Below are 12,142 nucleotides of genomic sequence, written 5' to 3'. Positions count from 1 at the left end.
GCCTAGAATGACGATTCTTGCCATCTGGCCTTGGGGTACGCATGCACATTTCATCCGGTCGCTGGGTTTACGGTCTGTTCCTGGCCTTGTTGACCGCGTTGTTGTGGGGAATCTTGCCGATCAAACTCAAGCAAGTGCTGCTGGTGATGGACCCGGTCACGGTGACCTGGTTTCGGCTGATGGTGTCCGGCGGATGCCTGTTCATTTACCTGGCCGCCACCAGGCGCCTGCCGAGCCGCAAAGTGCTCGGGCCGCGCGGTGGCTGGCTGGTGCTGATGGCGGTGCTCGGCCTGGTCGGCAACTACGTGTTGTATTTGATGGGACTGAACCTGCTCAGCCCCGGCACCGCGCAACTGGTGGTGCAGATGGGCCCGATCATGTTGCTGATCGCCAGCCTGTTTGTGTTCAAGGAACGCTTCAGCGTGGGGCAGGGGATTGGCCTGGTGGTGTTGCTGATTGGTTTCGGGCTGTTTTTCAATCAGCGCCTGGCCGAGTTGCTCACCTCGTTGACTGACTACACGGCGGGTGTGCTGCTGGTGTTGCTGGCGTCCACGGTCTGGACGTTCTACGCCCTGGGGCAGAAACAACTGCTGACGGTGTGGAATTCATTGCAGGTGATGATGGTGATCTATCTGTTCTGCGGGCTGTTGCTGACGCCGTGGGTGCATCCACTGGAAGCGTTGCAACTGACTCCGCTACAGGGCTGGCTGTTGCTGGCGTGCTGCATGAACACGCTGATTGCGTATGGCGCGTTTGCCGAAGCGCTGGCGCACTGGGAAGCCTCGCGGGTGAGTGCGACGCTGGCGATCACGCCGTTGGTGACGTTCGCTGCGGTGGCGACGGCGGCGTGGTTGTGGCCGGACTATGTGCAGGCCGAGACGATCAATGGTCTTGGGTATGGCGGGGCGGTGCTGGTGGTGCTGGGATCGGCGCTGGTGGCGTTGGGGCCGTCGTTGATTGCGGGGCTCAAGGCCCGGAAGGTTCGGATGGCGGCAGGGTAATCCGCGTCATCGTTCTTCGCGAGCAGGCTCGCTCCCACAGGAGTACTCGGTCAACTGTGGGAGCGAGCCTGCTCGCGATGACTGACTAAAGGCCGCCCAAAATCTTAACCCTTCGCCCCGGCCTCCAGCATATTCTCCGGCCTTACCCACGCATCAAACTGTTCATCCGTCAGGTACCCCAGCTGCAACGCCGCCTCCCGCAACGTCAGGCCCTCGGCGTAGGCTTTCTTGGCAATCTCCGCCGACTTGTCATACCCGATATGCGGGTTCAGCGCCGTCACCAGCATCAAACCACGCTCCAGATGTTCAGCCATCTTCTCGGCATCCGGTTCCAGTCCTGCGATGCAATGCTGCTGGAAGTTGCTGCAGCCGTCGGCCAGCAATCGGATTGATTGCAGCAGGTTGTGGATGATCACCGGTTTGAACACATTCAATTGCAAGTGCCCCTGACTGGCGGCGAAACCGATGGCAACGTCGTTGCCCAGCACCTGACACGCCAGCATCGACAGCGCTTCGCACTGGGTCGGGTTGACCTTGCCGGGCATGATCGAGCTGCCGGGTTCGTTGGCCGGCAATTTCACTTCGGCAAAACCGGCACGCGGCCCGGAGCCCAGCAGGCGCAGGTCGTTGGCGATTTTCATCAGGGTCACGGCCAGGGTTTTCAGCGCGCCGGACAAAGTGGTCAGTGGTTCATGGCCCGCCAGTGCGGCGAACTTGTTGGGGGCGGTGACAAACGGCAGACCGGAGAGCGCGGCCAGCTCGGAGGCGATCGCTTCGCCAAAACCGTGCGGTGAATTCAGCCCGGTGCCGACCGCGGTGCCGCCCTGGGCCAGTTCACACACGGCAGGCAGGGCGCTGCGGATCGCCCGTTCGGCGTAATCCAGTTGCGCGATGAACGCCGAGAGTTCCTGACCGAAGGTGATCGGCGTGGCATCCATCATGTGCGTCCGACCGGTCTTCACCAGTTTCATGTGACGTGCGGACAACTCGGCCAAACCTCCCGACAGCTCGCTGATCGCCGGTAGCAAATGGTGCTGCACCGCCTGCACGGCGGCGATGTGCATCGCAGTGGGGAAGCAGTCGTTGGAGCTCTGGGAGCGGTTGACGTGATCGTTGGGATGCACCGGCAACTTGCCGCCTCGCGGGTTGCCAGCCAGTTCGTTGGCGCGCCCGGCGATCACTTCGTTGACGTTCATGTTGCTCTGGGTGCCGCTGCCGGTCTGCCAGACCACCAACGGGAACTGGTCATCGTGGCTGCCGTCGAGCACTTCGTCGGCGGCCTGTTCGATCAGACGGGCGATGTCGGCGGGCAGATCCCCATTGCGGTCATTGACCCGCGCCGCGGCCTTCTTGATCAACGCCAGTCCATGCAGCACCGCCAGCGGCATACGCTCGTTGCCGATGGCGAAGTTAATCAGCGAGCGTTGCGTCTGAGCACCCCAGTAGGCCTCATCCGGCACTTCCACCTCGCCAAGGCTGTCGGTCTCGATACGGCTCATCATGCACACTCCTGTCAGTCTGATAGCGCAGTTTAGGCCGTGATCGCCGGCCGTGGTTCCATCGGTCTGGATTATGACCATTCAACCCCTCTAAATCAGGCCCGACAAGGCTTGGGGTTGAGCGACACACTTTTTTAGGCGCAGAATGGATGCCCTTGGGGTTTGACCTCGCCTGCTAGAAAAGGAAACTCGATGACTCGTCTTCGTGCCATCTGTACCGCGGTTGCACTGGTTTGCGCCAGCGGCCCTGTTTTTGCCGATACCGCCAGCCACAACGCCAGTGCCGAAGCTTTCCTGACCCTGGCGCACGCTGACAAATTGGGCACTCCGGTGTACATGCAAGTGCAGCAAATGTTCGCTCAGCGCTTTGAACAGACCAAAGCCCCTGAATCGAAAAAAGCCTTGCTGGAAACCTACCAGGCCAAGGCCAACGCCGCCCTGGACGCAGCCATTGGCTGGAAAAAGCTGAAGCCGGACATGGTCAAGCTCTACACCACCAACTTCAGCGAATCCGAGCTCAAGGACCTGGTCGCGTTCTACCAGTCGCCACTGGGCAAGAAAGTCCTGGAAAAAATGCCGCAGCTGACCCAGCAATCGGCCCAGATGACCCAGGCCAAGCTGGAAAGCGCGGTGCCTGTGGTCAACAAATTGCTGGCTGACATGACCAACGAGCTGGACCCTAAAGCCGGTGCTGCTGCTCCTGCTGTCAAGAAAAAGCCTTAAGCGGAGCCCGGTATGACCATGCAACAACGCATCGAATCGACGCTGGGCCTGTTACAGCCCGAGCACCTGCAAGTGCTGGATGAAAGCCATATGCACAGTCGTGGGTTGCAAACCCATTACAAGGCCGTGGTGGTCAGCCAGCAGTTCGAGGGGCTCAACCGCGTCAAGCGTCACCAGAAAGTCTACGGCACGCTCGGTGAGCTGATGGGCGAGTTCCATGCGTTGGCGCTGCATACCTACACGCCAGAGGAATGGGCACAGATCGACGCGGCCCCGGCCTCGCCGACCTGTGCTGGCGGTAGCAAACATTGATGTGAAAGGTTGATGGGCTGAAAACCTGAAGGCCAGAAGCGCAGAAGCGCAGAAGGGCTGTTGTGGCGAGGGAGCTTGCTCCCGTTCGGCTGCGCAGCAGTCGTAATGCTGGCGACTCCACTCTTTCAGACAGAACCCTGTTGCAGGTTTTGGGACTGCTTCGCAGTCCAGCGGGAGCAAGCTCCCTCGCCACAAGGCAACTTGCAGTCCTAAAACCACACCGTTTTTGCTAGAATCCGCAACGCGCCGCTTACCCGGCGCGTTTTTTTTCGCATCCGGTTCACCCCTTACGAGGGTAGCCACCTGGAGAATCACCCATGACACAACAGATTGTCGTGGCGGCACTGTATAAGTTCGTCACCCTGGAAAATTACGTCGACCTGCGCGAGCCACTGCTGCAGGCGATGGTCGACAACGGCATCAAAGGCACGTTGCTGATCGCCGAAGAAGGCATCAACGGCACCGTCTCCGGCAGCCGCGAAGGCATCGACGGGCTGATGGCGTGGCTCAAGAACGACCCGCGCATGGACGACATCGACCACAAAGAGTCGTATTGCGACGAGCAGCCGTTCTATCGCACCAAAGTCAAACTCAAGAAAGAAATCGTCACCCTCGGCGTCGAAGGCGTGGACCCGAACAAAAAGGTCGGCACCTACGTTGATCCAGAGAACTGGAACGCGCTGATCAGCGATCCGGAAGTGCTGTTGATCGACACGCGTAACGACTACGAAGTCTCGATCGGCACTTTCGAAGGCGCCATCGATCCGAAGACCACCAGCTTTCGTGAATTCCCCGATTACATCAAAGCCAATTTCGACCCGGCCGTGCACAAGAAAGTCGCGATGTTCTGCACCGGTGGCATTCGCTGCGAAAAGGCCTCGAGCTACATGCTCAGCCAGGGTTTCGACGAGGTCTATCACCTCAAGGGCGGCATTCTGAAATACCTCGAAGAGGTGCCGCAGGAAGAAACCAAGTGGCAGGGCGACTGCTTCGTCTTCGATAACCGCGTGACCGTGCGCCATGACCTGAGCGAAGGCGACTACGATCAGTGCCACGCCTGTCGTACGCCGGTGAGTGTCGAAGACCGCGCGTCCGAGCACTACGTGGCTGGCATCAGCTGTCCGCATTGCTGGGATAAGCTGAGCGAGAAGACCCGTCGCAGCGCCATCGATCGGCAAAAACAGATCGAACTGGCCAAGGCTCGCAACATGCCGCACCCGATCGGCTACAACTACAAGCAAACCCCTTCCGAGGCTTGAACCATGTCTGCTCGCCGCCTGCTCTATGTGATGGACCCGATGTGTTCCTGGTGCTGGGGTTTTGCGCCAGTGGCCAATGCGCTGGTCGAACAGGCGCAGGCGGCGGGTGTGGATGTGCATTTGGTGGTGGGTGGCTTGCGCACTGGCAGTGGTTCGGCGCTGGAGCCGACCACCCGGCGTTACATTCTTGAACACTGGCAAGCCGTCACCGAGGCCACCGGCCAACCCTTCAAGACCGAAGGCGCGCTGCCCGAAGGCTTTGTGTACGACACCGAACCCGCCTGTCGGGCGTTGGTGACGGCGCGCAGCCTGGCACCGGATTGCGCATGGAAACTGCTCGGTCTGATCCAGCATGCGTTTTATGCAGAAGGCCGCGATGTCACCCACGCCAGTGTACTGGTGGAACTGGCGGAGCAGGCCGGTTTGCCACGCATCGAGTTCGCGGCCGCGTTCGACCGCGCCGATCAACATGCCGCGACAGCGGCCGATTTCACTTGGGTGCAGGACCTCGGCATCGCCGGTTTCCCCACCTTGCTGGCGGAGCGTGATGGTCAATTGGCGTTGTTGACCAATGGCTATCAGCCTCTAAGCGTTCTGTCACCGCTGCTCGGCCGCTGGCTGGAGCGCGCTGCCTGTGCATGACCAGCCTGACGACACCGCAACCGCTACACGTGTCGACCGTCTGAGCTGGGCGGAAATCCGCCGACTGGCCCTGCATCACAAGAAAGCCCTGTGGATCGCCAACGGTGTGGCCGTACTGGCAACGTTGTGCAGCGTGCCGATTCCCTTGCTCTTGCCGTTGCTGGTCGATGAAGTGCTGCTGGGGCATGGCGACTCTGCGCTGAAGATCATGAACCACGCGCTGCCCGAAGGCTGGCAGAAAGCGGCGGGGTACATCGGCCTGATGCTGCTGGTGACCTTGTTGCTGCGCTGTGGTGCCTTGCTGTTCAACGTGGTGCAGGCAAAGTTGTTTGCGGCACTGGCCAAAGACATCGTCTACCGCATCCGCATAAGGCTGATCGAACGGCTCAAGCGCATCTCGCTGGGCGAGTACGAAAGCCTGGGCAGCGGCACGGTCACCACGCACCTGGTCACTGACCTGGATACCGTGGACAAATTCGTCGGCGAAACCCTCAGCCGTTTCCTCGTCGCCATGCTGACCCTGGTCGGTACGGCGAGCATCCTGATCTGGATGCACTGGAAACTGGCGCTGCTGATCATGCTGTTCAACCCGTTGGTGATCTACGCCACGGTGCTACTGGGCAAGCGGGTCAAACACCTGAAGAAACTCGAGAACGACAGCACCTCGCGCTTCACCCAGGCGCTGACCGAAACCCTCGATTCCATCCAGGAAGTGCGCGCTGGCAACCGTCAGGGCTTCTTCCTCGGGCGCCTCGGCCAGAGAGCTCGCGAAGTACGTGATTACGCGGTGACTTCGCAGTGGAAAACCGATGCCTCGAACCGGGCCAGCGGTTTGCTGTTCCAGTTCGGCATCGATATTTTTCGCGCCGCGGCGATGCTTACGGTGTTGTTTTCCGACCTGTCCATCGGCCAGATGCTCGCGGTGTTCAGCTACCTGTGGTTCATGATCGGTCCGGTGGAACAGCTGTTGAATCTGCAATACGCCTACTACGCCGCCGGTGGCGCGTTGTCGCGGATCAACGAACTGTTGGCCCGTGCCGATGAGCCGGAATACCCGGGCGGGGTCGACCCGTTCAACGGTCGTGAAACCGTGGGTATCGAAGTCACGGGATTGAGTTTCGGTTACGGCGACGAGCTGGTGCTGAACCAGATGAACCTGTCCATCGCTCCCGGTGAAAAAGTCGCGATTGTCGGCGCCAGCGGGGGCGGCAAAAGTACGTTGGTGCAGTTGCTGCTGGGTCTTTATACGCCACAGGCAGGAACCATCCGCTTCGGTGGTTCGACCCAGCAGGAGATCGGACTGGAAACGGTTCGCGAGAATGTCGCGGTGGTCCTGCAACATCCGGCGCTGTTCAACGACACCATCCGCGCCAACCTGACCATGGGCCGTGAGCGCAGTGACGAAGCCTGCTGGCAAGCACTGGAAATTGCACAACTGCACAACACGGTTCGGGAATTGCCCAACGGCCTGGACAGTATCGTCGGGCGTTCCGGCGTGCGCTTGTCCGGCGGCCAGCGCCAACGCCTGGCGATTGCACGGATGGTGCTGGCCGAACCGAAAGTGGTGATCCTCGACGAGGCCACTTCAGCGCTGGATGCCGCCACCGAATACAACCTGCACCAGGCATTGGCGCGGTTCCTCAGCCACCGCACCACCCTGATCATTGCGCACCGCTTGTCAGCCGTGAAGCAGGCCGACCGAGTGCTGGTGTTCGACGGCGGGCAGATTGCCGAAGATGGCGACCATCAGCAACTGATTGCCGAGGGTGGTTTGTACGCCAAGCTGTATGGGCATTTGCAACAACATTAGATCAGTGCCACAGCACGTTCAGCGCATTTTCACCGCCGTCGAAACCGAATTCCTTGATAACAACCGAACAGGATTCGCAGGGTGGCATGGTCGTGGCGACGTTAACCGTTTCGATCGATCCGGGATCGGGGTACTTTTCGCGAATCACGCTGATCAGCTTGCTTTCACTGTCCAGTGAGGTGGGTTTGTGAGTCAGTATCGGGGTATAGCTTTCAATATCTTTTATTGTCGCCGGCACCGCGAGTAATTTGCCTTCATCCGATACTCGGAGTGATGTGCTGGGAAAAACTTCGTTCATATCAACATTGAAGTAGGTCGCTGCACCCACCTTGACCTGAGAGGCGCCAAGATTACTTCTGAACAAAGGCAGATATCCCGTCGTCCCCTGTGCTCCCGAAACGCTTACATAAACTTCCCGCGTCCCGGTGGCGGTGACGACTTCGGCATAAGCGATGTTTCTGGGTCTGAACGAGCGCTGGTGACGAGGGATAAGCTTGTGAAGCTTTTTCATCGTGCCGTCGATCCTCAATGCGTTGTCGGCATTTTTCAGCACGATGCTCGGCTCAAGGAACAATGTATCGAAAATTTCCACTGTTCTTTGACGCAGGGCTTCTGATGCGACCTTGCTGCGCGACCAGCTTGTTGCACCTTTGGGCAGCTGGGTGACGATCATTCGCGTCGAGTGATCGAACAGGACCGCCTCGCCTGGGCTGGTATCGACCTTGATCAATCTGAGCGTATCGGGTGGATTGGCATGGCCGCCTATGGGTATGGCGATCTCTTCCATCGTTTTTAGCGCGCGCTCAACCCGATCCACACCATAAATATTCGCTATGTTGTTGGCATTCAACGAGCCGGTGTACACCACCATCAACTCGCGCCGCAGTTCGGCGGACAAGGTTGACGCCTGCTTGAAGACCAATGCCTCACGCAGGTTTTGCCCTTTCGCCAGCTCGGCAACGTAAAAATCCCCTGCATCGAGACGTGTGAAAACATACTGTTTCGATCCGTCGACCGAGTCGGCGATGACGGCTCCGGAGTGGAAGGTATCGGTCACACCCTTTTCAGTGAGGTTGACTTTGACCCGTCCGTACATGCCTTTGCGGAATTCCATCGTCGCGTCGAGTGTTGTGTGAGTGGCCAACGAAACCCTTGTCAGGGGCGCGTCGGCAGCGCCCGGTGTGTAAATGCTGTCGCCGAACCAGGTGGCCCAGCCCCTGGTTTCATCGAACGTGCCCTCCGCGGGTATCGGGGCCGGGTCTCGCATGACATAACGGGTTGTGCACACGTCTCCCGGGGCGCGTCGCGGTCGGCAAGGGATCGATTTCAGCCAATCGCTCGGGTCAATCAAGTCAGCACGATAAAGCGTGTCACCTTTCAGTCGATACGGTACGTCATCGATGAACAGCGTGGTTCGGCCGTCCACTTCAAGTACTTCGCGTACGTGGCGAGTGTTGGCTAGCTCCACAACCGATTGCTGATTGCCGCTTTCCAGGGGGCTGTAGTGCGATTGTCCAGGCGAGAGATCACTGGCGCGGGTGTTTAACGAAGGGCCGTAGGGCTTTGAGGACAATGGATCGACCAAGCGCATGTCCGTCTTGCCAGAGGCGCCGATGTTGCGTATTGGCACATCGTGCAGGCCTTTAATGCTGGCTAACTGATCAACCCGCGTTGCAGGCATCCAGCGTCCGGCGTCGCTCAACTGAGGCAAGCTGCGCACGTACTCGTAGTAGCGGATTTTTCCCGCCAGTTGGTTGAATCTGAACGTGACGCCTTTGTAAGTGTACTGCGCCGTTTTTCCCAAACCTTTGAGCAGCGCGGGAACAATCTCAAGCGGGTTCAACGCTCGTAGCGTCGATACCAACAGCGTTTTTGTCAGCGTGGTGAATGAAGGAAGCGTTGCTCGAGTGGCCAGCTGGCCCGCGTTGCTGATCAGTCTTATCGATCCCGTGGCGAATTTGCCAATGGGGATCACAAACGAAATCACGTCGAAAAACAGGCCGACTATTCCCAACGCGATGCGGTTCTTATCGTCTGACATCAAGTCTTCGACTGGCCCCCAGAACGGCACAAACATCTTTGCGATCATCAATATCTTTCTGCGTTGAGCGTCTTCCCGTTCAAACTTGGTCTGACCCTTCGCAAACGTGCGCAACGCTTGCGGGTCAACGAACAGGAGTTCGGTGGCTATATGTCGGCTGATAGCCGCCGAGCGGCTGGAAGACAGGGTCAACGGGGCGCGTTGATGATTCTCGGTGACCTCGGAAACTGCGCTGAGCGCCGGTGGCAGTTGATCGATTATGGCCTCGCAGAAGGCCGATGCCTTAGGCTGGGTGCCGTTTGAGTGCGCGTCCCAGTCGAAGGGTAAATGCCTGTCGCGGATGACATCCATATAGGCACCACTGGAGGTGGTTGCCATTGCCCCGATCCGGGGAGTCAACAACGTCGCATCAAAGTTTTCGAGACGACGTATCACACCGGCTTTTGGGAGAAGCTCGTAAAAAGTGGTCGCGCCAACCGCGGCTTCGTCCCCGATGGGTTCTTTTATTTGGGTCGCTTGCAGTATCACGCCGTTGCGCGCTCTGAGCGGCAAGGTTATTTCGGGCGTCTCGTCCTTGGCGGCGACTTTCCTGGTTTCCTTGCGCAGGCTGTAAATCTTCACTTCGCCCACCTCCAGGGCCAGGCGGTCGGCATATGGAAGTGAGGTTAACAGCGTTCTAATCAATGTTTGATAGGCCGCCGTGATTGTTTCCAGATGCTGCTTGAAGGCTTCGTCAAACAGCGCAGGAACATCGGGAATTTTGCTCCACGGTGACAGAACTGGCCGAAGGCGGTTTTCCCAGTTGCGACCGGGAACCGGCCACGGCCCCTCGGTTTTTACATACCGGTCCCCGTCCATCCTGATCCATTGTTTGCTTAAGGTCACGCCGTCGGCCTTAGTCACAAACCAACGTTGCCGATCGTCGAACATGCCGGACGCCAACACATCGGCGAACGAGTAATATTTGTATTCCTTGCCCCTGAGTGGCGGTGGGTCGCGAAAGCCGATCGAAGCCAACTCGTCATACCTGGCCAGTTTGCGTCCATCGGTAGTGAAGGCTTCGTTTCCGAACAGCGTTTGTATTTCAGCCTTGGCAATGGACAGGCGTTTGGGTGGCTCCTCATTGATGCGCAGAACCGCTTGATTGACCTCTTTCGAGTGTTTTTCCAGTTCGGAGCAGGCTCGTTCGATGTCGGCTTGCGTGTAGTCCTTGAGGGGTTTTTGCGCAATGAAACCGAGGGTGGTGGCCCAATCCAGCGTGGGAGGCAGCCTCGTGAGACTGATGAGATTCAATTCTTCCGTCGTTGCCACTTCGGTCCGGTGCATGGGCACGTTGACCAACTGCTGGAAGCTCAGCCTGTCCAGTAATTCAGGTGAGACGGCGTTTACGAAATTGACTCCATTGACGAAATTGACCCAGACGGCCGAACTCCGATATGCAAGATCTTCCGGAATATCCCTGACGCGAAACTCGATCGGAAACCGGGGTAAAAAAAGTTGGGCCATGACGATTGTTTCTTTTACCGTGGCTGCCAATTTTGCAGTGCGCAAATGGGTTTCAAATTCGTTGCGGATAGCCTTGTATCCTTTTCCCCAATTGGCGCGGGACTGCAGGTCATAACCGGCGATCAAAGCGGGGTTGTCCTGGGTCTGTGCAGACAGCCAATACTGCAGCGCGTTGGCGACCAGTCTGGTCCGGATGAATGGAGAGGTCTGTTCGTCCGCTTCTCCGCCGTACCACTTCATTGTGCTCAGTAAGATGTCGGCCAGCTTTTCAGCCTCAGGGCTTCGCAGGATTTTTTCCAGATAAACAGTCGGTGTCGCGCGGACTTGCCCGATCGTTTCCGAGGAAAGAATGCTTTTGGCTAGATAGTGCAGTAGTAACGGTTCGTTCTCAGGAAGAAACAGATTAACTGCGTCAATTATTTCGGCGCGAACCTGATCGTTATGGAGTAGTTGCACATCGAGTGGAGTGTCAGGAGACGCTTGCTGGAGAAGCTGAAATTTTTCCCGATCCTGTACCGTGAGCGGGCGCTTTAGATCGAGCGCGTCGAAATCGTATTCCAGCCTCAAGCGGTGGATGGCGATTTTTTCTTCAAGGGCTGCGATAGCCGCGGGATGTTCCTGCGGATGTAGCCGCCTCCACGGGGTAAGCCCGTAAAACTGGCATATCCTCTCCATAGTGATATAGCGGTTAGAGTGTATCGCTCCTCCCAGTAACGTCGCGGCCCGTTCGATCCGGACCTTCAGCGCCTGCCATTTTGAAAACTCCGTCAATGCCAAAGAAACTCGGTTGCCATCGGTATCCCAAGCTTGATAGATAAAGTTGCCATCATTGAAGCTAGCGTAAAGATCAGAGTGCTGAAGCTTGAGCTTTATACACATAGCTATGTAGTCGTTATCGCGCAGTAATTGCCACAACGCGTTGTACCCGTCCTCGCTCACTCTATGTAGCGGTGAAAAACGCCGAATCGGTATTGAGTTGTGCAGATTGACGTCACGCATCGCCGTCAGCATGAGTTCGTAATCTTCTAACTGGCCTTTATGCATTTGAGCATGTGAGGGTGAGGAGGGATGTGTCGCGCTTGGAGTGGCTGTTGGCATTAGTGGGCTTTCTCTTGATTATTAGTGGGGCGGTGCATCGCTCGACAGCGATGTAGACGTGGTCCGATTTCAAGAGAAAATGAGCAAGAGGGAGCGGTACATAGTTATGTGATGGCGTTTTTTTTCGGGGAACTGGTGCGCGTGGTGTGTCTGCATCTCACTGAAAACAGTTATTTACTGACAGTTGCCCATAGAAAGGGCTGCCCGCTTGCCGGGATCGAAAACGCACCCTAGTCTAGCTGTAGCGATCA

General features: G+C 57.9%; 8 protein-coding genes. 6 read left to right on the top strand and 2 right to left on the bottom strand.

All coding sequences use genetic code 11. The annotated features are described in order from the left end of the window. Positions 1–41: 41 nt before the first annotated feature. On the top strand, positions 42–1,001 hold the full coding sequence (locus tag ACM6I5_RS28395; RefSeq protein WP_017340058.1) for a DMT family transporter: 960 nt from the start codon (positions 42–44) through the stop codon (positions 999–1,001). A gap of 104 nt (positions 1,002–1,105) precedes the next feature. Here ACM6I5_RS28395 and ACM6I5_RS28390 read toward each other — a convergent pair whose 3' ends face one another. After that, positions 1,106–2,500, bottom strand: coding sequence for a class II fumarate hydratase (locus ACM6I5_RS28390; protein WP_031319059.1), 1,395 nt, complete (start codon positions 2,498–2,500; stop codon positions 1,106–1,108). Between the two features lie 192 nt (positions 2,501–2,692). On the opposite strand from ACM6I5_RS28390, the gene ACM6I5_RS28385 reads away from it, so the two are divergent. From ACM6I5_RS28385 to ACM6I5_RS28365, 5 genes are all read left to right on the top strand, one after another. Beyond that, a complete protein-coding gene (locus tag ACM6I5_RS28385) occupies positions 2,693–3,223 on the top strand; it encodes a DUF2059 domain-containing protein (RefSeq protein ID WP_017340056.1) in 531 nt (176 codons plus the stop codon). 12 nt (positions 3,224–3,235) lie between these two features. Beyond that, positions 3,236–3,535: a BolA family protein gene (locus ACM6I5_RS28380; RefSeq protein WP_017340055.1), complete on the top strand. Its 300-nt coding sequence runs from the start codon at positions 3,236–3,238 to the stop codon at positions 3,533–3,535. A 317-nt stretch (positions 3,536–3,852) separates the two neighbouring features. After that, on the top strand, positions 3,853–4,794 hold the full coding sequence (locus ACM6I5_RS28375; RefSeq protein WP_017340054.1) for a rhodanese-related sulfurtransferase: 942 nt from the start codon (positions 3,853–3,855) through the stop codon (positions 4,792–4,794). Between the two features lie 3 nt (positions 4,795–4,797). After that, positions 4,798–5,436, top strand: a complete 639-nt coding sequence (locus ACM6I5_RS28370) for a DsbA family protein (protein WP_214377598.1) — start codon at positions 4,798–4,800, stop codon at positions 5,434–5,436. After that, positions 5,429–7,246, top strand: coding sequence for an ABC transporter ATP-binding protein (locus tag ACM6I5_RS28365; RefSeq protein ID WP_017340052.1), 1,818 nt, complete (start codon positions 5,429–5,431; stop codon positions 7,244–7,246). The genes ACM6I5_RS28370 and ACM6I5_RS28365 overlap by 8 nt, the downstream gene beginning before the upstream one ends. 1 nt (position 7,247) lies before the next feature. On the opposite strand, the gene ACM6I5_RS28360 is transcribed toward ACM6I5_RS28365, so the two are convergent. Then, positions 7,248–11,837, bottom strand: coding sequence for a hypothetical protein (locus ACM6I5_RS28360; protein WP_414885127.1), 4,590 nt, complete (start codon positions 11,835–11,837; stop codon positions 7,248–7,250). Positions 11,838–12,142 lie beyond the last annotated feature (305 nt).

This window comes from Pseudomonas sp. IT-P171 (assembly GCF_949767765.1).
Classification (GTDB): domain Bacteria; phylum Pseudomonadota; class Gammaproteobacteria; order Pseudomonadales; family Pseudomonadaceae; genus Aquipseudomonas; species Aquipseudomonas fluorescens_B.
Note: the sequence above shows the minus strand (reverse complement) of the source record. Positions and strands in the feature narration are given on the sequence as shown.

What these genes read in the sequence shown, in the direction of transcription:
- ACM6I5_RS28395 (WP_017340058.1), top strand. Translation starts at nt 42, where the DNA reads ATGCACATTTCATCCGGTCGCTGGGTTTACGGTCTGTTCCTGGCCTTG.
- ACM6I5_RS28390 (WP_031319059.1), bottom strand. Translation starts at nt 2,500, where the DNA reads ATGAGCCGTATCGAGACCGACAGCCTTGGCGAGGTGGAAGTGCCGGAT.
- ACM6I5_RS28385 (WP_017340056.1), top strand. Translation starts at nt 2,693, where the DNA reads ATGACTCGTCTTCGTGCCATCTGTACCGCGGTTGCACTGGTTTGCGCC.
- ACM6I5_RS28380 (WP_017340055.1), top strand. Translation starts at nt 3,236, where the DNA reads ATGACCATGCAACAACGCATCGAATCGACGCTGGGCCTGTTACAGCCC.
- ACM6I5_RS28375 (WP_017340054.1), top strand. Translation starts at nt 3,853, where the DNA reads ATGACACAACAGATTGTCGTGGCGGCACTGTATAAGTTCGTCACCCTG.
- ACM6I5_RS28370 (WP_214377598.1), top strand. Translation starts at nt 4,798, where the DNA reads ATGTCTGCTCGCCGCCTGCTCTATGTGATGGACCCGATGTGTTCCTGG.
- ACM6I5_RS28360 (WP_414885127.1), bottom strand. Translation starts at nt 11,837, where the DNA reads ATGCATAAAGGCCAGTTAGAAGATTACGAACTCATGCTGACGGCGATG.